This window comes from Paenibacillus sp. FSL R7-0189, assembly GCF_037969925.1.
In the GTDB taxonomy this organism is placed as follows: domain Bacteria; phylum Bacillota; class Bacilli; order Paenibacillales; family Paenibacillaceae; genus Paenibacillus_AQ; species Paenibacillus_AQ odorifer.
The window spans coordinates 1,024,351-1,043,711 of record NZ_CP150223.1; the positions used below are offsets into that span (position 1 = coordinate 1,024,351).

General features: G+C 47.8%; 19 protein-coding genes and 1 riboswitch. Of the genes, 2 read left to right on the plus strand and 17 right to left on the minus strand.

The genetic code is table 11. The features are described 5' to 3' along the window. Position 1: 1 nt before the first annotated feature. The 5 genes from MKY63_RS04335 to MKY63_RS04355 form a co-directional block, all read right to left on the minus strand. Positions 2-343: a MaoC family dehydratase gene (locus MKY63_RS04335; RefSeq protein ID WP_339811660.1), complete on the minus strand. Its 342-nt coding sequence runs from the start codon at positions 341-343 to the stop codon at positions 2-4. Further along, positions 318-719, minus strand: a complete 402-nt coding sequence (locus MKY63_RS04340; RefSeq protein WP_339811662.1) for a MaoC family dehydratase N-terminal domain-containing protein — start codon at positions 717-719, stop codon at positions 318-320. Before MKY63_RS04340 ends, MKY63_RS04335 begins: the two co-directional genes overlap by 26 nt. Further along, positions 716-1,867 (minus strand): thiolase family protein, encoded by a 1,152-nt coding sequence (locus tag MKY63_RS04345; RefSeq protein WP_339811664.1) that lies wholly within the window; start codon positions 1,865-1,867, stop codon positions 716-718. Before MKY63_RS04345 ends, MKY63_RS04340 begins: the two co-directional genes overlap by 4 nt. Next, positions 1,864-3,345 (minus strand): AMP-binding protein, encoded by a 1,482-nt coding sequence (locus tag MKY63_RS04350; protein ID WP_339811667.1) that lies wholly within the window; start codon positions 3,343-3,345, stop codon positions 1,864-1,866. Before MKY63_RS04350 ends, MKY63_RS04345 begins: the two co-directional genes overlap by 4 nt. A 278-nt stretch (positions 3,346-3,623) precedes the next feature. After that, positions 3,624-4,337 (minus strand): queuosine precursor transporter, encoded by a 714-nt coding sequence (locus MKY63_RS04355; protein ID WP_076128125.1) that lies wholly within the window; start codon positions 4,335-4,337, stop codon positions 3,624-3,626. A 10-nt stretch (positions 4,338-4,347) separates the two neighbouring features. Continuing rightward, positions 4,348-4,393, minus strand: a riboswitch (PreQ1 riboswitch). A gap of 366 nt (positions 4,394-4,759) precedes the next feature. On the opposite strand from MKY63_RS04355, the gene MKY63_RS04360 reads away from it, so the two are divergent. After that, positions 4,760-6,448, plus strand: coding sequence for a methyl-accepting chemotaxis protein (locus MKY63_RS04360; protein WP_076185737.1), 1,689 nt, complete (start codon positions 4,760-4,762; stop codon positions 6,446-6,448). Positions 6,449-7,494: 1,046 nt separating this feature from the next. Here the strand turns inward: MKY63_RS04360 and MKY63_RS04365 are convergent. The 8 genes from MKY63_RS04365 to MKY63_RS04400 all read right to left on the minus strand — a co-directional run bounded on the left by MKY63_RS04365 (position 7,495) and on the right by MKY63_RS04400 (position 14,778). Beyond that, entirely contained in the window at positions 7,495-7,821 is a 327-nt protein-coding gene (locus MKY63_RS04365) for a YnfA family protein (RefSeq protein WP_036681801.1), read from the minus strand. 228 nt (positions 7,822-8,049) lie between these two features. Beyond that, positions 8,050-8,865 carry an adenosylcobinamide-GDP ribazoletransferase gene (gene cobS, locus MKY63_RS04370; RefSeq protein ID WP_076147462.1) on the minus strand — a complete coding sequence of 272 codons (816 nt, stop codon included), beginning with the start codon at positions 8,863-8,865 and terminating at the stop codon, positions 8,050-8,052. Further along, positions 8,862-9,410, minus strand: a complete 549-nt coding sequence (gene cobU / locus MKY63_RS04375; RefSeq protein ID WP_036681798.1) for a bifunctional adenosylcobinamide kinase/adenosylcobinamide-phosphate guanylyltransferase — start codon at positions 9,408-9,410, stop codon at positions 8,862-8,864. The genes cobS and cobU overlap by 4 nt, the downstream gene beginning before the upstream one ends. Continuing rightward, positions 9,407-10,468, minus strand: coding sequence for a nicotinate-nucleotide--dimethylbenzimidazole phosphoribosyltransferase (gene cobT / locus MKY63_RS04380; protein ID WP_036681796.1), 1,062 nt, complete (start codon positions 10,466-10,468; stop codon positions 9,407-9,409). Before cobT ends, cobU begins: the two co-directional genes overlap by 4 nt. A 95-nt stretch (positions 10,469-10,563) precedes the next feature. Further along, positions 10,564-11,727: an aminotransferase class I/II-fold pyridoxal phosphate-dependent enzyme gene (locus tag MKY63_RS04385; protein ID WP_038569166.1), complete on the minus strand. Its 1,164-nt coding sequence runs from the start codon at positions 11,725-11,727 to the stop codon at positions 10,564-10,566. After that, entirely contained in the window at positions 11,720-12,652 is a 933-nt protein-coding gene (locus tag MKY63_RS04390; RefSeq protein ID WP_036681791.1) for a D-alanine--D-alanine ligase, read from the minus strand. The genes MKY63_RS04385 and MKY63_RS04390 overlap by 8 nt, the downstream gene beginning before the upstream one ends. A 13-nt stretch (positions 12,653-12,665) precedes the next feature. Beyond that, a complete protein-coding gene (locus tag MKY63_RS04395) occupies positions 12,666-14,117 on the minus strand; it encodes a PLP-dependent aminotransferase family protein (RefSeq protein ID WP_038569164.1) in 1,452 nt (483 codons plus the stop codon). A gap of 124 nt (positions 14,118-14,241) precedes the next feature. After that, on the minus strand, positions 14,242-14,778 hold the full coding sequence (locus MKY63_RS04400) for an ATP-binding protein (protein WP_036681786.1): 537 nt from the start codon (positions 14,776-14,778) through the stop codon (positions 14,242-14,244). A gap of 142 nt (positions 14,779-14,920) precedes the next feature. On the opposite strand from MKY63_RS04400, the gene catA reads away from it, so the two are divergent. Beyond that, a complete protein-coding gene (gene catA / locus MKY63_RS04405; RefSeq protein WP_038569162.1) occupies positions 14,921-15,580 on the plus strand; it encodes a type A chloramphenicol O-acetyltransferase in 660 nt (219 codons plus the stop codon). A gap of 98 nt (positions 15,581-15,678) precedes the next feature. Here catA and MKY63_RS04410 read toward each other — a convergent pair whose 3' ends face one another. The 4 genes from MKY63_RS04410 to MKY63_RS04425 all read right to left on the minus strand — a co-directional run bounded on the left by MKY63_RS04410 (position 15,679) and on the right by MKY63_RS04425 (position 19,327). Beyond that, positions 15,679-16,359 carry a histidine phosphatase family protein gene (locus MKY63_RS04410; protein ID WP_052096836.1) on the minus strand — a complete coding sequence of 227 codons (681 nt, stop codon included), beginning with the start codon at positions 16,357-16,359 and terminating at the stop codon, positions 15,679-15,681. 8 nt (positions 16,360-16,367) lie between these two features. Beyond that, positions 16,368-17,327 (minus strand): adenosylcobinamide-phosphate synthase CbiB, encoded by a 960-nt coding sequence (gene cbiB / locus MKY63_RS04415; protein ID WP_038569160.1) that lies wholly within the window; start codon positions 17,325-17,327, stop codon positions 16,368-16,370. A gap of 49 nt (positions 17,328-17,376) precedes the next feature. Next, positions 17,377-18,114 carry an adenosylcobinamide amidohydrolase gene (locus MKY63_RS04420; RefSeq protein ID WP_339811674.1) on the minus strand — a complete coding sequence of 246 codons (738 nt, stop codon included), beginning with the start codon at positions 18,112-18,114 and terminating at the stop codon, positions 17,377-17,379. Positions 18,115-18,238: 124 nt separating this feature from the next. Continuing rightward, positions 18,239-19,327 carry a threonine-phosphate decarboxylase gene (locus tag MKY63_RS04425; protein WP_339811676.1) on the minus strand — a complete coding sequence of 363 codons (1,089 nt, stop codon included), beginning with the start codon at positions 19,325-19,327 and terminating at the stop codon, positions 18,239-18,241. Between the last annotated feature and the right edge of the window lie 34 nt (positions 19,328-19,361).

The window sequence follows — 19,361 nt, forward strand, 5'->3', positions numbered from 1 at the left end:
ACTACACCTCTTTCACTGCAAAAGCTCCCGCAGCAATAACATCGCCAGCTTCTGTTGTAAGGATCACTTTCACAAAGCAATCGTCCTCTGCAAAATCAAAAATCACGACACTATCGACCTCTATTGGCTTATGAAATTTCATATCATATTGAGTGATCCACTGTGTAGGGTGCTCAGCAATATACAAAGATTGGGCTAATCCCATAAGATACATCCCATGTGCGATGGGTCGCTCCAAACCAGCCTTGGCTGCGGCATCTGCATCTAGATGTATAGGCGCCAAATCTTGGGAAGCAGCTGCATATTGCCGGATAGCCTCAGCTGTTATGCACTTTTTTATCATGATCATCACCTACCCGAATTAACACCGTTTCTGCGGTGACTATAAGCTCACCCTCACACCTACAAACCAGCGTATGTGTGTAAAAAGTCAGTTTACCCTGTCTGCCTTCTTTTTGCACCTCGCCCGTAAACGCTAATTCACAATCCAAAATCATCCCCGCCGTAATCGGAGCCTGATATGAAAATTTCTGAGTGCCGTGAAGCAAGGGTTCACCGATGATTAACCAAGGAATATCGAAGTCTTGCCAGAAAATAATAGGCATCGTCGCAGGAGCGATCAGCTTTCCATTTATCGTCTGCAAGGGTGCTTCAATACTCTGTGCGTAGTCCGAAATCCATTCAGCCGTCATATGGATCTGATGTCGGACACTGTTCATTCTATAACCTCCACGAGTGTTGCCAGACCTATCCCGCCGCCGATTCCCAGAGTAGCAAGCCCTCGTTGGTAAGGAGCTTTTTGCATTTCAGCACATAACCGAGTCATTAAAATAGCCCCGGAAGCTCCGTATGGATGGCCTATTGCTAATGCCCCCCCGCCAAGATTGACCTTTTCCTGTGGAATTTGAAGCTCGTTCAGTGATGCCAATACTTGTGAAGCAAAAGCTTCGTTAAACTCTACGATATCTAAATCGGCAACGGTAAGCTTTTGGCGTTTTAACACCTTTTGCACAGCTGGTACAGGCCCCATACCTAAATAGTTCGGATCTACACCCGCAGCTTGCGCATCCACGACCCGCAAAATAGGGGTAAGCTTAAGCTGCTGGCATTTCTCACGAGACATCATTAATAGAAGCGCTGCGCCATCATTAATAGGACAGGCATTTCCAGCAGTGACGGTACCCTTTTCTTCAAAAATTGGCGGCAGCTTTTGCAGCTTGTCCAGACTCGTATTTGCCCGAGGACATTCGTCGGTGTTCACCCACTGCCCCTCTACCTGAAGAGGTACTATCTCCTGCTGAAACCGGTCACTTTGCTGAGCATGAACCGCCTTTTGATGGCTTTTTAAGGCATATTGATCCTGCTCTTCTCGAGAAATCCCGTATTTCCTAGCTACATTCTCTGCAGCAATTCCCATATCCGGATCACCGTAAGAGCTAGGCGTAAAATGTGCACGGGTATACAGCTGTGGAACCCCCATTAACGTCTGTGGTTTAGCCATTTTCCATGGAGCACGGCTCGTACTTTCGACACCACCCGCTAAATAAATCTCACCAGCGCCGCTTTGAATCAGTCTTGCTGCTATATTAATTGCCTCTAGCCCAGATCCGCACTGACGATCCACGGTGACGCCCGGAACCGAAACAGGCAGCCCCGCTTCAAGCGCAGCTACGCGGGCAATATTACCTCCTGGGCCCACAACATTCCCAATAATGACATCATCGATCAGTTCTTTAGGCAAGTTGGTTTCGGCTACAATATGCTGAATAAGCGGCGCCAGTAATGCCTCCGGCTCAAGTGTACTTAATAAGCCACCCATTCTGCCAATCGGTGTACGTTTTGCCATGACAATTACTGCTTCTATCATACCATCGCTCTTTTCACATAGTCTTTCATCGCTTGCCGGGCAATTTTGCCACTGCTTGTATAGATAAATTCATCCAGGGTTAGCAGCTGCTTCGGCGCTTTGTAGCTCGCTAAATACTGGCGGCAATAATTCTTAATTTCGTCGACAGATAAATGCTGTTCTCCGCTCCACTTCACGAGGGCTATCAGCTGTTCTCCCCAGTAATCGTCAGGCACGCCAAGCACCATCACTTCATCTATTTCCGGAAGAAACTCCAGCACCCTCTCTATTTCTTCCGGATAAACGTTCAGCCCTCCGGATATGATTTTATTCTTCAACCGTCCCGCCATATATAAATAACCAGCTTCATCCTGATAAACATAGTCTTCTAAAACAAGCCATCCCTCTCTAAAAGCTGCTGCTGTCTCATTCGGCAATTGATGGTAGCCTAAAAATATCATATCACTACGCACATATAGCTGCCCAATCTCCCCAGTAGGGACTTCCCGGAACTGTTCATCACGAATGGAAATTTGCACCCCGGGATAAGGTTTGCCTACAGAGGTCGGATTATGCTCGGTCAGAACATTCAAATAACTAATATAGCTCGCTTCTGAAGAACCGTAGGATTCATAAAGACGCGCTCCACCAAACACTTCCATGCCCCTTTTCTTGGACAACTCCGACCACTTTGCACCTGAGCTAATAATCGCATCCATCTGTATCTGCCCAGGTACAGCCTGCTGCATCATGGATTCGATCATTGTTGGTACGACGAACAGCACCACGCCCGGAATTTGCCGGCACAGCTCTAACACCTGCGTGGCACTAAATTTTTGTGTGATATGAAAGGTTGCTCCACTATATAGACTCTGCATTACGGCGAATAAGGATAGGGAATGCACAAATGGACCTGGTGCCAAAACATCCTTCATAGCGTCCAATTCAAAAGCAATATTCGAGACCTCAAAGCTTTTTAACCATGATAAATGGGTACGCATATAACCTTTGGGCAATCCGGTTGTGCCTGACGTAAAGCCAATAAATAATAATTCATTCGTCTCATCCAACTCAGCCTCCGGCTTCAGGGCAGCCAACCACTGATCATAGGAACCTGTTCGTTCATTTGAGAAGGTCAATGTTTGGATTACTTGATCCTTGAAAACCAGATTCTTTGCGGCTTCCGGCTCGGCAAAAATCATTGTCGGCTGGCACTGCTCTATAATAACCTGCAGTTCATTAGCACTCCACTTGGGATCTAAGGGAATGGGAACACAGCCCGCATAAATCGCCCCCAAAAAAACCTCAACAAATTCAATACGATTCGTAGATAAAATCGCGATTTTGTCATGCCTCAGACCCTTTTGCTGTAAGCCATTCGCGATTCTCCGCATCGTTTTTACTAATGTGGCATAGGTATGACTTGCTTGGTCATGGGTTAAGGCAATGCTGTCGGGCTGCTGTGCTGCATGACGCAGTATAGGAACTACTAGATTCATCCTAGATCACACCTGTTCGTATTTTCTGTGACTACCGATTATATACATTCTCTTCAATCGGACTGCCCCGCAAGTCCAGCCCAAACTAAAGGATATGTGATAAGCGCCATCGCCGGCGCTCCTGTTAAACTAACCCGCTACAATTGCTACGATAGCTTATTTTAGCTTTATATTATTTTTATGTACACATCTTTCATGTAACTATTAAGTCCATCTTACAACGAAAAAACAGCCAGCACGCATCGATTATGATCGGTACGCGCTGGCTGTATTGTTGTTTAGTCCTTCTTTTGAACGGATGATGGTGAACCCTCTTCAGCAAAAGTAAAGGTTCGGGCGATATATAAGATAGGTGTGCTTACTGCGGTTAGTAAGAACTTCGCTAGATAAGTCGTAAGCAAAATTTCAAGCCATACATTCCAGTCATACAAGCCCGCAAACGCAATGGTACAGAAAATAAGTGTATCCACAAAGGAGCTAATCATCGTACTACCGTTGGAACGAATCCACAGCTGACTTGAGGTGCTGTAATATTTACGAATCCAAGAGTACAACCGAACATCTAGGAACTGACTAATGAAGTAAGCAGTAAGACTACCCAAAGCTAGTCGAGGCATCAGCCCAAAAATCGTCTCCAAAGAAGACTGAGCGATATCGGTCTCCTGCGGCTTAAATACTAGTACCATCTGCATAATGACTGTAGTCATAAGCAAGGTGAAGAAACCAAACCAGACCGCTTTACGTGCTTCCGCTCTTCCGTACTTCTCATTAAGTAAATCGCTGGTCATATATAAAGTGACATACATCGTATTTCCGAGTGTCATCACAATATCAAATGGCATAGCAATCGTCTTAGCTACCTGAATGTTAGCAATTACAGTAGCAATACCTACCCAGGCGTACATTCCACTTTTCCCGAACAAGCGGTAACAGAGTAGAAAAAAAGCAAAATTGACAATAACAAATAAAACTCCCCACAGCAAATTAAACATATTACTGAAATTCCTCCTAGTTTTGTTTACGCGGGATGGTTACGAACCGCGGCTTACAATATTAAATTTTCGGAACAAAACATTAATACTCTATCACAATAGCGCTTAACAATCCATAAAAATAATATTTTTATATGAAATTGGTAGTTCCAGTTCTTTTTTTTCGACAATTATCTAAAATAGTCAGCAATAATTCATTTTTTTCAGAAAAAAATGCTCTATAGGACAAAACTTTCACTATTCATCCAGAGGTTAATTCTATAGAATAGTATCAAACACCTTATTCCCGATCCATTTAGTAGAAATATGACATAACTATGGAATATATCTCGGGTCGCCAATTTCCAGCAGTTGGCATGGAGTATCTAGTGAAGACCAAAAAAGAAATGACCTCACCGTCCATAAAAAAAGGAGAGAACGATATGTTTCGTATCAAGCATTCGATCAGTCGCAAATTTACGCGTTTATTATTTGTTGTTCTGTTGCTCACGTCTCTTTTGTTAAGCACCAGCTTCTATTTTATCTCTATCAGTATCTTCAACAGCTATGTTATGCCGCAGATTAACAAAATCCTTACTGCCGCTGCTCAGGACGTATATAAGAATCTCAACGTAATGCACGCCCAGCAAACCCTAAATAAGAACGATCAGTCTGCCACCAATCTCGAGTTCTATTTTCAGGAAAAGAGGAAACAACATGGAGTGGAAACCATTTTTCTGGTCAATCTGAAAGGGAAAGAAGCTGAGATTCTATCCGCAGATCACGATGCAAAATTGCAACGGGCAGAAAGTGTCACCGTATCCTCTGCAATGCAACAAGCCTCTAAAGGAAAAACTGGACTAAGCGATACATATAGCGACGCACATGGTATACATAAAACGGCTTATATCGGTATTCCCGGAAGTACGATGGTTATCGGTGTAAGCAGTGACGTAAGCTTCATTCAAGAAAAAACAGACAGTATTCTATGGACAAGTGCCGGAATCACACTTCTGACGTTGATCATCGGCCTAACTGGTGCATGGTTCATGAGTGTGCGTATAACACGTCCAATCTCAAAACTGGCAGCTTATAGTGCCCGGCTCGCAGAGGGAGATTTCACCGAAGAATTATCAGTTAAAGGAAATGACGAAGTTGCACAGTTGTCCGTAAGCTTCCAAGCGATGACCCAACGCCTGAAAGAAATGATTGGACATGTACTGGTAACCTCTAATACTGTCGTTGCGGATTCCAACTCTTTAAAAGAACGTGTTGAGGTTCTCAATGATATGGCGGAACACTCCAGCTCATCGGTAATAGAAATCGGCAAAGGTAGTACGACTATCGCTAGCAGTGCATCAGATAACTCGAGAGCAATGGAAGAAATCAATTTAGGCATTCAAAGTATTGCCTCAGCAGCGAATGAAGTCACGGAGCAAATCAGTGAGGCTTCCGCTGAAGCAAGTGGCGGTAATGAAATTGCTCAAAGCGCTGTGCTGCAAATGCGCCAGGTTGAACGTGCTTCCCTACAGTCGCTGGATCAATTACAAATCATGAATGAGCGTTCAGTAATGATCGGAGAAGTCGTTCACAGCATTACTGAAATTACGAAACAGATCCAAATGCTGTCGCTGAATGCTTCAATCGAAGCTGCACGCGCAGGAGAGCATGGACGCGGCTTTGCTGTTGTTGCGGGAGAAGTACGCAAGCTGTCTGAACAATCCCGTAACGCAAACGAACAGATCCGTGACTTCCTACTTGGGCTTCAGGAAGATATGAGCCGCTCCGTTACCGAGATGAACCACGTGAATTCTGAGGTTGCCTCTGGAGTCGGCAAAGTAGCAGAAGCAGGTGATGCCTTTAATCACCTCCTGATTCTTATCCAAAGCATCAATCACAGCATCCAATCCGTATCTGCGGCTACACAGCAAATCTCGGCAAGTACAGAAGAAGTCAGCGCTTCCGTCGAAGAAACTGCACAAATTACATCAAGATCGCAAGAAAGTGCGGACACACTCGCTGCTAACTCAGAGCGGCAGCGCGTCGAACTGGAAGGCCATGCAGAAACCGTTAAACATCTGTATGAGCAAGCCAAGAAACTCCAAGAAGCTGTGCAGCAATTTAAGATCTAACGCTAGTAAACCAAAACCCCCGTTCACACGAAAGTGTTGAACGGGGGTTTTTAGTTTGCGATGGCTCGCTAGCGCTTGCGGAGGTCTCGCTTAGACTTGGGGGCATACGCTAGGCTTGCTCGGAGCTCTCGTTTAGACTCGGGTGCATGCGCTAGGCTTGCGCGGAACCTCGATTAGACTCGGCTGCATGCGCTAGGCTTGCGCGAAGCTCTCGCTTAGACTCAGCACGCCATTTGCCGCTGGCTTGCGCGATACTCTCGTTTAGACTCAGCACGCCATTTGCTGCTGACTTGCGGACTCAGATGCCGCTATTACTCGAAAAACTGCCATTTGGAAACTTTTTCGGACTCGAAAGACGCTATTGCCTCATAATCAACCCAGACTCAGCCTATTTTGTTCAAATAGCGTCTCTGGTGTCCGAAAACGCCCCAAAGTAACCCTTTTATCGCAAATAAGGTCTCCTGAGTCCGGAGCCAAGTTACTCACAGCGAATTACTTAAAGTTCATCCGTGGCGCTACCTACAGCAAATTACTCAAAGTTCATCCGTGGATGCTACCTACAGCAAATTACTTAAAGTTCCTCCGTGGATGTACCTACAGCAAATTGCTCAAAGTTCATCCGTGGATGTTACCTACTGCAAATTACTCAATGTTCATCAGTGGATGCTACCTACAGCAAATTACTCAAAGTTCCTCCGTGGATGCTACCTACAGCAATAGAATCAGCTACATGCACTAGCTTGCGCGAAGCTCTCACTTAGACCTCAGCACGCTATTTGCTGCTGGCTTGCGGACTCAGATGCCGCTATTACTCGAAAAACTACCATTTGGAGGCTTTTTCGGACTCGAGAGACGCTATGGCCTCATAATCAACCCAGACTCAGCCTTTTTTGTTCAAATAGCGCCTCTGGTGTCCGAAAACGCTCCAAAATAACCCTTTTTTCGCAAATAAGGTCCCCTGAGTCCGAAGCCAAGTTACTCACTCAGTAAAAACTAGGTTACTCAGCTTTCATTCAGCTTTTATGGCTAAGCAAACATCACTCAACTTAGTGTCGCGGTGCCCAGAGGATGACCGATACACCGATCACACAAATACCTGCTCCGACCCAGTCATATACGTCTGGTGTCTTCTTGTCTACAAGCCATCCCCATAAGACCGCGAGCACGATAAACACCCCGCCGTAAGCCGCATACACTCTGCCGAAGGAAGGGAATTTCTGCAACGTAGGGATAATCCCATACGCTATCAGAATCAAGGACCCCACTAAGCCGTACCAAAGTGGCCTTGATTCTCTCAACCATAACCACACTAAATATCCGCCACCGATCTCAGCAAGGCCAGCAATTATAAATAGCAGAATGGCAAATAACATGTCATCCCTCTTCCCTGTCAATCTCCTAAAAACGCAAAGGTTACTCATAACAAATTGTACTCAAGGTTCATCCGTGGTGCTACCTACAGCAAATTACTCAAGGTTCACCCGTAGAGCTACCTACAGCAAACTACTCAAGGTTCATCCGTGGTGCTACCTACAGCAAATTACTCAAGGTTCACCCGTAGAGCTACCTACAGCAAACTACTCAAGGTTCATCCGTGGAGCTTACATTAAATTGTACTGGAGCAGCAATAACACTAGCAGCAGCACAACCTCCAGCAGCTCGTTCAGCGCGCCGTACACGTCACCGGTGAGCCCGCCGAGCCGGCTGCTGATCCGCCGCGCAGCTGCGGTGCCGCAGGCCAAGGCCGCGACCGGCAGCAGCAGAGCTGCCGCCAGATGCAGCGGCCACGCGGCTAAGCCAGCGCCGAGCGCCAGAGGCGCAGCGGCGGCGGCCAGCGAGAGCAGCGCGGCGACTGCCAGCGCGCGCCGCTCATGCGAGGAAGCTAGGCCGGCGAAGTTCGCGGCCAGCCCCTCGTCTCCACGGGCAATGGGATAACGCACCATTGCCCGCACCATATACCAGCGGCTCCAGACCGCTGGTACCAAGAGCAGCGGCAGCTCGTAGTAGGCGTAGCCTTCGATTAGAGCTGCCAGCAAAGAAGCTTTAAACAGCAGGAGCAGCACGCAGGCGAGTACGCCCATCGCACCCACACGGCTGTCCTTCATAATCTCCAGGGCACGCTCCCGTGGCCGATAGCTGAGCAGACCATCTGCGCTGTCCATCCAGCCATCAAGATGCAACCCGCCTGTGAGGCTTACCCACAGAATCAGAGTGATCACTGCTGCTGGCCAAGCAGGTAAAAGCAATCCCGTCAGGGCTGCTCCAGCAGCTACGCACAGCCCAATTGCTGCGCCTACAATGGGATAGAAGATCACACTGCGGCGCAGCAGTTCAGGAGAGAACCCCGGATCACCTTTTACAGGAAATCGGGATAAGAACTGAAAGGCAGCTACGGCCGCATCCCTACGCTCCCTCATAAACGATACTCCCTGCTCTTCAGCTCAATCGGAATCCCAACAGTTACTAGAAAGACCTGTTCGCATTGCCGAGCGATCAGCGCGTTCATTCGTCCCGCCAGATCACGATACAATCGGCCAAGCGCATACTCTGGAACAATCCCGTCGCCAACCTCATTAGTGACCAGAATAAGCGTCCCTTGGAAAGAACGCACACTGTCTTCAAGTCTTGTTATCTCACTCTCAACAAGCTCTTGCCTATTTTCAAAACCTTCCACGGCCAATAATGCATTGGATAACCATAAGGTTAAACAATCTACGAGCACCGCTTTTTCACCCGATAATCGCTTTAGCAGATCTGGTAAATCATACGGTTCCTCAAGCGTCTCCCAAGCGTAACCACTTTCCATTCGTTGATGCTGATGCAGAGCAATCCGTTCCTTCATTTCGTCGTCAAAAGCCTGTCCGGTTGCTACATAGAAGGCCTGATCTGCCAGTGAATGCATCAATTTTTCTGCAAAACCACTTTTACCGCTACGTGCGCCTCCCGTTACAAGAATGCTCATCGTTGACCAGCTCCAGAGATGCCTGCACTTTCAAAGGTTGCCATTTCGCTCAAAATGCGGCAGATCGCCTCGATTAAATGAAGGCATAATACTCCCCCTGTTCCCTCACCCAATCGCAGACCGAGATTAAGCAGCGGTTCAAGTCCAAGCTGCTCTAGCATTAGCTTATGACCCCGTTCTCCTGATACATGAGAGGCTATCATATAAGCGATGGATTCAGGTGCAAGGGCTTTTGCCACAAGCGCTGCCGCCCCCGAAATAAAACCATCCAAAATGATAGGTGTCCGATTAGCAGCCGCACCAAGAATCAGTCCCGCCAAGCCAGCGATTTCCAGTCCGCCAACTTTAGATAATACATCCAACGGATCTGCTGAATTCGGCTGATTTACCTTTAAGGCGCGTTCCACTACTGCAATTTTATGTAGTAAACGTTCATCATCAATTCCCGTTCCTCGTCCCACAGCTACTTCAGGGGCTATTCCTTTGAGAGCACATAGAATGGCAGCACTAGCCGTAGTATTCCCAATGCCCATTTCGCCTGTTATAAAAATCTCCGTTCCGTCTTTAATCGCTTCCTGCGCAACTCTTATCCCAACAAGAAGAGCATTCATGGCATCCTCACGACTCATCGCAGGTCCCACAGCCATGTTATCCGTTCCCCGGCGCACTTTACGATCAATCAGATCAACATGACCGAGATCGCCGTTTATGCCGATATCAACAAACTGTACCTCTGCCCCAGCTTGACGTGCCAATACATTTACAGCCGCTCCACCGCTGAGAAAGTTATGGGCCATCTGCAGCGTGACTTCCTGTGGAAATGCGCTAACCCCTTCGCAGCATACCCCGTGGTCAGCAGCCATCACAACAACTGTTCGTTTGGTGAAACTAGGCTGCTCCGTACCCGAAATTCCAGCGAGCTTAACAGCTAGAGGTTCCAATTGTCCCAAACTGCCCGGAGGTTTGGTCAGAATGTTCAGCCGATGCTCCGCCTTGAGGATGGACTGATCATCAGCCGGAATGATTTGTTTAATTACGTCTTGAATATCTGAAAGCATATAATTACGACCTCCTATTAAATGTATCCGTATAACCTATTCTATCTCATATTCGCAGAAAAGCCCCCATCTATGATAGAGGGGGACTTCTAGAATTACAACTTCACTTTCATAAAATCTTCGATTCTCTCCAGCGCCTCTGTCAATTTTTGTAAGGAAGCGGCATAGGAGCAGCGAATATAACCCTCTCCGCCTGCTCCAAAAACATGACCCGGAACCGCAGCGACACCGACCTCCCTGAGCAGCTGCAAAGCGAAGTCTTCTGATTTCATTCCGGTATGAGCGATGGAAGGAAAGGCATAAAAAGCGCCCGCCGGTTCGTGGCAAGGTAGTCCGATGGATCGAAATCCACTAACCAGCAGCTTTCTCCGCTCATCGAAGCATTGCTTCATGTGTTCCTTATGCTGCATTCCGTTGCGCAATGATTCAATCGCAGCAATTTGACCGAGCACGGGGGCACACATCGCAGTGTATTGATGGATTTTTAGCATCGCAGCAATTAATTCTCGATCGCCACAAGCATAACCAACTCTCCAGCCAGTCATTGCAAAAGCTTTGGAGAAGCCGCTAATCACAATCGTCCTTTCCAGCATCCCGGGAAGAGAGGCGATGCTGACATGCTGACTGTCATACGTAAGCTCGGCATAAATTTCATCTGAAATGACCAGTAGGTTATTCTCTTTTACAATCTGTGCAATAGGCAGCCAATCCTCATAAGTCATTACTGCACCTGTAGGATTAGTCGGAAAATTCACCATAAGAAGCTTCGAACGCGGGGTAATCACCTTCCGTAACGCTTCAGCAGTAAGCTTAAACCCCTGCTCGGCCGATGATTCTACCTCCACCGTAACCCCCCCGTTCAAATGGGTAATCGGCGAATATGCGATATAGCTCGGAGAAGGGACGATAATCTCATCCCCAGGTGTAATGAAAGCTCGTAATGCCAAGTCCACAGCCTCGCTGCTTCCCACCGTAACCATAATCTCATCGTTTGGCTCATAGCGAAGCTTGAAACTTGTGTGCAGATAAGAAGCGATCTCATCTCTAAGCTCCAGTAAACCGGAATTTGGCGTATACATCGTTTCCCCATTGTTCAAGGCACGAATACAGGCAGCTCTTACATGCTCCGGTGTAACGAAATCTGGTTCCCCTACACCCAGCGATATAATATCCTGATTCCCCGTACTTAGGTCAAAAAAAGCCCGAATCCCCGATGGCGCAATCTCCCGCACTCGTGGAGCAATCCATTCATTATGCATGGCTGTACACCTCTTCTTTTGCACTCTTTTCCGTTAGGGAAAGGGAGATGATTTCGTCCAGTAGTCCGCTGAAGGTGTAGCCTGCCGCTTGCGCGCTTTTGGGTAAAAGACTGGCCTTCGTCATGCCTGGTAACGTATTCACCTCCAGCACATAAGGAATACCCTCTTTAAGCAGCATATCAACCCGTGCATACACGCTACATTTTAGTGCTTTATAACAGCTCAAGGCAGCCTCGCGTACCCGCTCATGCACTTCAGTAGGCAATTCAATGACCCGTTCATCTGCTCCGCCTTCTTCATACTTAGCACTGTAATCGAACCACTCGGCATTTGCTGAGGTAATTCCCAGAATAGGCAGCAGCTCTCCGTTTAGAATAGAACAGGTAATTTCTTGGCCTTGAATGTAGCTTTCAATCAAAATCGACTGATCACAGGCAAAAGCCTTCTGCACTGCGCACAACAGCTCCTCGCTGCTGCTCACTTTTTCCATTCCGATACTCGAGCCGCCTGAACATGGCTTCACCATAACCGGATATCCGAGCCGTTCCACCACTTCAGCCGAATAATCCTTCATACTGTCCCAGCATAGCCAATCTGCTGTATTGACGCCTGCGCAGCGCATAAGCTTTTTGGAGAGATCTTTATCCATGCAAATGCTGCTAGACAAAACCCCGCTGCCCGTATACGGAATCCCCATCGTCTCCAGCGTCCCCTGAACCGTACCATCCTCGCCGTAAGCTCCATGAAGTGCAAGCAGTGCGATATCGATCCCTTTTGCCTGCTCAATAAGCTCCTCACGCTTGGTGATCACAATTGGAATAATTTCATATTTATTGGGGTCTAGATTCTTCAATATTTCTCTACCGCTATTCATGGATACCTCATACTCTGAGGATACCCCGCCCATAATTACGCCTACCTTCATCTCAAGCACCTCTTTATCCCATTAGTTGTCGAGCTGTTCTGCCAATAATCTCGATCCCCTTGCGGATATCCTCATCCGTCACTCTGGAGAAACCGATCCGTATCGTATTTTGACCCTTACCGTCCGTGAAGAATATATCTCCTGCTGTAAAAATAACCCCTTGCTCATGACAGGCCGCCAACAGCGTCCTTGTATTAAAGCCCTCCGCGAAGGATACAAAAAGATGCAGGCCACCGTCCCCTGACAGCGCCGTATAAGGAATAAAATCCTTGCAGCATTGCAGGGTTAATTCATACTTTCGTTTGTATTCCGCTCTGGCTTTTTTCAAATATTTCTCTAAATGGCCACCCAATAAATACTGATATAAAATGGATTGATCCAGCGTCGAGGTATGAATGGTACGGGCGCGCTTGACGCTTTCGAGGGAATTAATCAACTCCTGATCCGCCAGCACCCAACCTACACGTAGTCCCGGAAATAATACCTTGGAGAAGCTGCCGAGATAAATCACGCTGTTGCCGCTGCCTGCTGCTGCGATAAGTGGAGCCACATGTGAGCCCGAATATCGTAATTCCTCGTTAAAACCATCCTCAATCACCGGGACTTGGTAGCGATTCATCAGCTTCATTAGCCGCTGTCTTTTCTCTGGAGACATTACAATTCCGGTCGGATTATGGTAAGAAGGGACGAAGTATGCACAGTCAAAAGCTTGCTGTTGCAATGCTTTCTCCAGCTCCGCCAAATCAATCCCATCACGCTCCATCGAAATCCCGGTGATCTCAAAACCGTTCAGCTTCAAATTTTTGATCGCTGTATGATGCGTCGGATTCTCACAAATGACCGAACCATTTTTTTTACTCAGAGCAGACAATACAATATCGAACCCCTCTGTAAAACCATTGGTGATCAATATATCCTTGCCCCTCATTTCAACGCCCTTGTGCTCCATATACTGCTTCAAATAGTCTATTAAAGGCTTATACCCTTTGGCATAGCCGTAATTTAGCAGAACGTTGCCTTCTACCGACATCCGATCCATAAAGGACCGCTTCACATTATCCAGATCAAAAAGACTCTCATCAGGCGCTATGCTGGTGAAGGAGATCGTCCCCTTCTCCGCTCGAATCCCGCGCTTCATGATATCCAGTTCCTCCGCCAGCACCGCGCGATCATTGAGACGTGACTTCCAGTCCATCGTCCAGGAAGAGATCGTTTCACTGCCGGGCGGCGTAGCTGCAACATAACTTCCTTGCCCTTGCACGGCATAAGCAAAGCCATCATCCTCAAGCCCTGCATAAGCAGAGATTACGGAGTTGCGGCTAACCTTAAGCAATGTGCTGAGCTCTCGTGTGGAGGGCAGCTTTTGATTGCCTTGCAGACCGCCTTTTATGATTAAGTGCTTCATATAGTCTTTAATTTGTATATACACCGGCCGTCCGGCTATGAGCTTAAAATCCTTAAACATCTCTCAATCGCCCCCATGACTATCATGGCACAATCACTCGCTTAAAAAAAGAACCACAGCCATGGGATTTTAATCCGGCTGTGGTTCTATGAGGGGACAAATGCCCAAAAATCAAGTTACAGATCTATGCTTCGATCACAAGCTCCCCTTCTCCAGCAGGGATCTCAAAACCATTTAAAAACCGGGTTAATATGTCCTCAGTAATCGGAAATGCGGCATTGGCGTCAAAACGTTCACTCCGGATAAGCAGTCTCTGACGTAATTCATCCGGCTGAACCTTTAAGTGAATCAGTTCCCACACGCCAGCATAATCCTCAATAAGTTGCTTGTAATCGTTCCGTCTCTGACGTTGCCAGAAGCTGAAATCGATGACAACATGATGTTTTGCCTGAAGCAGATTCACCAGCTCCCCCCGCAGTTTTATCTCCGACTCTTCTTTATAGAACTCATAATTCTGCTCTGGATAATCCACCCCGAAACGGCCGTGCGTGGCCCAAATATCTTCATCTATCGAAAGTCTGGCGAATCCCTCTTTCTCCAGCTTTTTAGCAAAAGTTGTTTTACCCGACCCCGCTACACCGCACATCATCACTACGATGGAAGCAACACTCGTACGCTTTTGCTGAAGCAATTTTTCAATAACTAACTTTTCGCTCAGCATTATAAATGCATCTCCCTTCCAATTGATGGTATACTCATCGTTACAAAATACTTTCTCAAGGGATAGTGATAAGGATATGGTGAAATCAGTCCAGCAGACCTCCTAAAATGAAAAACGAAATAATTTTAGGAGGTCATAATAAATGATTTTTAACCCGATTGTCATTGATAACTGGAGTAGAAAACCCTATTTTGAACATTATTTAAACAATGTCAGATGCACCTATAGCATGACCGTAAATATTGATATCACCCTTCTACTGTCAGAGCTTAAGCATAAGGGAATTAAGCTGTACCCAGCACTAATCCACATGATAACTACGGTGGTGAACCGTCATAGTGAATTCCGCACATGTTTTGATTCTGAAGGTAGATTAGGTTATTGGGATAGCTTGTCACCTAGTTTTACAATTTTCCATGATGATGATAAAACTTTCTCAAGCATCTGGACTTCGTACGGTGAACAGTTTAATGATTTCTATAACCGTTATCTCGATGATATGAAAATGTACGGAAGTGTGAAACAATTTATCGCTAAAGCAAACGAACCATCGAACACCTTCCCTATTTCCAGCATTCCGTGGGTCAGCTTCACGAGCTTTAACCTGAACGTGTATAACGAGGGAACCTACCTACTTCCCATCTTTACGATAGGGAAATATTTTCAGCAAGACAAAAAAATACTATTACCCATCTCGGGGCAATTCCACCATGCTGTGTGCGACGGTTACCATGCCAGCATGCTGTATAATGAATTACAATCACGTGCAGATACCTATACGGAATGGTTACCTAACCTCTAATTAACCACGTTATTCTGCTGACAGCAAACGATAGTTCAAACATAAAGGGTTCCACCTATTAGGTTTTCCTAATGATGTGGAACCCTTTTTTCATGTAATCATCCTTTTTCCACAATATCAGCTTTATCAGCTGACCATTGTCCATGCTGCCAGAGTATTTTTAGTACCATTACATTCCCTGGAGAAGGAGCCACTGCACTGTAGAATGTGAGGTCAGGAACTAACTGTGCAAGTAAATTCCTGATTACCCCCCCATGCGTCACTACCATTACTCTATTCGATGTAACCTCACTTTTTTTCTCCTTGATAGCACAGCATCCAAATGCAGCCATAGCAGCTTGACCTAGATCTAACAGGAAACTACGCAACCGTGCATCGAATTCTGTCCACGATTCTCCTTCTGGCGGTGTAACCTTTGAAGGATCATCAATCCAATGTCTATATAGAGAGTTATCTTTCAACTGCTCATAGGTGCAGCCTTCCCAAGCTCCGAAGTTCATTTCACGAAGCCGCTGATCGTAAATAGCGTCCTGCTCTAGTGAAGGTGCTACGAAAGCCAAGGTCTCCTGACATCTTAGCAAATCGCTACAGAACACACGCCAAAAACCACCTGATAACTCAGCCTGCATGCAGATCTGCTGCTGAAGTTGGGATAGCCGCTCACTTGCGTCAGGAAGCAATGGAAGATCCGTATGTCCCAGGTAACGATGCTCAACATTCCATTTCGTCTGCCCGTGTCGGATAAGCACTAGCTCAAGCTCTATAGAGGGAATTGCCATACCGACGCTCAGCCTCCAATCCATATCCATGCCGCAACCGCGCATAGACCTACAAATATTGAAGAGCAGAGCATCATCATCCGCGAGGTCTGGATAATATCATTTGGTTCCATCGTACGTACCGGATCACCCATATAAGCCCGAAAAGAAGCGACGCCATGATACACATTTTCGCCTCCGAGTCGGATGCCAAGTGCGCCAGCCACAGCTGATTCTGGATAACCGCTGTTAGGGCTTGGATGTAGATGTGCATCCCGCTTCACCATTTGCAGGCAACTACGCCAATCCAGACGAAGCATCCCTGCACATAGAGCCAAAAGTAATGCCGTAATCCGTGCCGGGATGAAGTTAGCAACATCATCGAGCCGGGCAGATGCCCAGCCGAGATCACGGTATTTATCGTTCTTATAACCAACCATTGAATCGAGTGTATTGACCGCCCGATAAGCCATAGCAAGCGGCGCACCGCCAATCAGCGCGTAGAAAAGTGGAGAAATAATCGCATCGACAATATTCTCTGCTACGGTCTCCACCGTTCCACGGACAATTTCAGGGGCGTCTAGCGAAGTCGTATCACGTCCCACGATCATCCCCAAAGCCTTGCGGGCAGCAGGGAGATCGCCCTTCTGCAATTCCACGTACACCGCCATTCCTGCATCTTTTAGTCCCTTGGAGGCAATCGTGGTTGAAATCAACCAAACCTCGGCTATCCAGACGAGCCAAGGTGAGATATATGACAGCAGCCATAGCAGGATGGCTGTCAGTGCCCAAGCACCGCCCGCCACACATAGCGGAAGTAACACCCCAGCTCTGCGCAGGCTTTGCGGGCGGGACCATAAACGACGGATCGCCCACTCCAGAGCCGTAATTGCTTTGCCCATACCAATTACGGGATGAGGCAGGTTACGCGGATCACCTACGATCCGGTCAATCACATAAGCCGCAAGCAACACCAAAGCGATTGTCACAGGCAATCACCTCTGAACAATCTTCTACTTCTCCAGCTATCCATTGTCATTAGCTGTCCTTCCTTGCCTGCACCGACAGCAGGCTGCCCGTCACAGCGCTATATATAAGCCGGCCGATAGCGCCTCCGAGATCGGTTGCTGTTCCGGCGTAGACATGCTCGGCGCTGTATCTCCCGCTTTGGCTCACAGCGAGTACAATAGCATCCGTAGTTGTGCCGGTTGCGATTAGGCCATTCTCCGGATCGGTAATCCCGAGATCTGCCAGCGCAGCAGCTTTGGCTTCGACAGCTGTCTGCACAGCATTGACCATGGCCGCCGGTGTCAGGCGGCCATCAATGCAGAGCATGATGTTAATCGTACCCGGCCGATACACAGCCAATACATTGCGTTCCACGCCTGAGCGCGCAGCATTTCCTGCGGCGGCTGTAACGCAAACAAAAATCCCCGCTGAACCCGTGTCCTCTTCAGCTACCGCTGCATGCTCTAGCGGTACAGCCGTCATCAGACCGGCACAGCCGGATAAAGGATAACCCCAATCGCGCAGCTTATTCTCCATATCCTGGACAGGATCACTACATTCGTAATTGCGATCTACATATAAATTAACCGCCCGCTGCAGCCGGTTCATTCCTCCGCCGTAGAACGCGCTCGATAAACCATCCGCTGCTGCTGGCAGCTCCAGCAGCAGATGCTTATCCTTCCACTGCAGAGCAAGCCCTGGCCAGACGGCCGGACGATACTCCCTGATTCCCCCTGCAAGATTAAATGGAATCTCCACTTCCACCATAGCCGATCCCGCTCCTTTCACCGCTCATTTCTTTCATTGAATACTTACAACCATCCTCGAAAGGATGCCCCGCCAATAGCGCTGTCAGCTCCCTCCGCACATCATTAAGGAATACGTGCACCTGTCACTTAGTCACTAGAATCTCCGCCATCTGCAGCAAAAGGCGGGCATTATCCTCATGTCCCTTAACAGCAACTCGAATATGCCCTGAAGCTAACCCTGCATACATAGCGCAGCTGCGCACAAGTATACCTACGCGGCCAAGCCTAGTCTGCAGCTCAGCCGCACTCCACGGTGACGGCAAGCCACAGAGCAGAAAATTGGCTTCTCCCGGTGGGACATCGCAGCCCAACTGCACTAGACCCTGCCGCAGCGTTTCGCGTTCTGCTGCAATAAGCTCACGCGTGCGCTGTTCATAGTCACGTCCGCTTGTAAGGCAGGCTTCCCCTGCCAGCAGCGCCAAGCCGTTCACACTCCAGGTGACCTGCTTTCCGCTCATCGCCTTCGCCAGCTTCGGATGCGAAATCGCAAACCCGAGACGCAGTCCGGGAATCGCATAAAACTTCGTCATCGACCGCACCAGAACCGTATGCGGAAACTGCTCCAGCTCCGGCAGGAGTGTATTTCGCTCTGACTCCGGGATAAAGTCAATAAAAGCTTCATCCACAGCCAAATAAGTCCCGCAGCTTTCAGCCTTCTGTGCTAACAAGCGCAGTTCATCCACAGCATACTGAACTCCATTGGGATTATTCGGCTGTCCGAGAAATAACAGCTCCACCTGTTCCAGCAACCCGGCAATCTCCTCCACTCCAGCGCGAAAATGCTGTTCCCTAGTCCCCTGGACCGACAATACTTCAGCACCAAATTGCCCGGAAAGCTGCCTATACTCAGAGAAACAAGGTTCCACGATGCCAACCTTTTGCGGAGCTATCGCCAACAGCAGCAAAGCCATAGATTCCGCTGCTCCGTTACCCACGGTTAACCAGCCACTATCTACGCCAAGATTTTCCGCCAGTAGTTGTTTAAAGCGTCGGTGTCCAGGGTCCGGATATGTAACCACCGTTGACAGTGCTGTTCTGAGCAGCTCCAAAACTTCCGGTGGAGGACCGAGTGGATTGATGTTGGCACTATAGTCGAGAAATGTGCCCCCAGCTTCTCCATAGAGCTCCGCTGCCGTCAGCAAATCACCGCCATGTCCATATTTTTCAAGCATAATTACACTCCCTCTATCTACTTTCTCTAGCACG

Excerpts from the sequence above, each read along its gene's own strand:
- MKY63_RS04335 (WP_339811660.1), bottom strand. The coding sequence starts at position 343 with ATGATAAAAAAGTGCATAACAGCTGAGGCTATCCGGCAATATGCAGCT.
- MKY63_RS04340 (WP_339811662.1), bottom strand. The coding sequence starts at position 719 with ATGAACAGTGTCCGACATCAGATCCATATGACGGCTGAATGGATTTCG.
- MKY63_RS04345 (WP_339811664.1), bottom strand. The coding sequence starts at position 1,867 with ATGATAGAAGCAGTAATTGTCATGGCAAAACGTACACCGATTGGCAGA.
- MKY63_RS04350 (WP_339811667.1), bottom strand. The coding sequence starts at position 3,345 with ATGAATCTAGTAGTTCCTATACTGCGTCATGCAGCACAGCAGCCCGAC.
- MKY63_RS04355 (WP_076128125.1), bottom strand. The coding sequence starts at position 4,337 with ATGTTTAATTTGCTGTGGGGAGTTTTATTTGTTATTGTCAATTTTGCT.
- MKY63_RS04360 (WP_076185737.1), top strand. The coding sequence starts at position 4,760 with ATGTTTCGTATCAAGCATTCGATCAGTCGCAAATTTACGCGTTTATTA.
- MKY63_RS04365 (WP_036681801.1), bottom strand. The coding sequence starts at position 7,821 with ATGTTATTTGCCATTCTGCTATTTATAATTGCTGGCCTTGCTGAGATC.
- cobS (WP_076147462.1), bottom strand. The coding sequence starts at position 8,865 with ATGAGGGAGCGTAGGGATGCGGCCGTAGCTGCCTTTCAGTTCTTATCC.
- cobU (WP_036681798.1), bottom strand. The coding sequence starts at position 9,410 with ATGAGCATTCTTGTAACGGGAGGCGCACGTAGCGGTAAAAGTGGTTTT.
- cobT (WP_036681796.1), bottom strand. The coding sequence starts at position 10,468 with ATGCTTTCAGATATTCAAGACGTAATTAAACAAATCATTCCGGCTGAT.
- MKY63_RS04385 (WP_038569166.1), bottom strand. The coding sequence starts at position 11,727 with ATGCATAATGAATGGATTGCTCCACGAGTGCGGGAGATTGCGCCATCG.
- MKY63_RS04390 (WP_036681791.1), bottom strand. The coding sequence starts at position 12,652 with ATGAAGGTAGGCGTAATTATGGGCGGGGTATCCTCAGAGTATGAGGTA.
- MKY63_RS04395 (WP_038569164.1), bottom strand. The coding sequence starts at position 14,117 with ATGTTTAAGGATTTTAAGCTCATAGCCGGACGGCCGGTGTATATACAA.
- MKY63_RS04400 (WP_036681786.1), bottom strand. The coding sequence starts at position 14,778 with ATGCTGAGCGAAAAGTTAGTTATTGAAAAATTGCTTCAGCAAAAGCGT.
- catA (WP_038569162.1), top strand. The coding sequence starts at position 14,921 with ATGATTTTTAACCCGATTGTCATTGATAACTGGAGTAGAAAACCCTAT.
- MKY63_RS04410 (WP_052096836.1), bottom strand. The coding sequence starts at position 16,359 with ATGGCAATTCCCTCTATAGAGCTTGAGCTAGTGCTTATCCGACACGGG.
- MKY63_RS04420 (WP_339811674.1), bottom strand. The coding sequence starts at position 18,114 with ATGGTGGAAGTGGAGATTCCATTTAATCTTGCAGGGGGAATCAGGGAG.
- MKY63_RS04425 (WP_339811676.1), bottom strand. The coding sequence starts at position 19,327 with ATGCTTGAAAAATATGGACATGGCGGTGATTTGCTGACGGCAGCGGAG.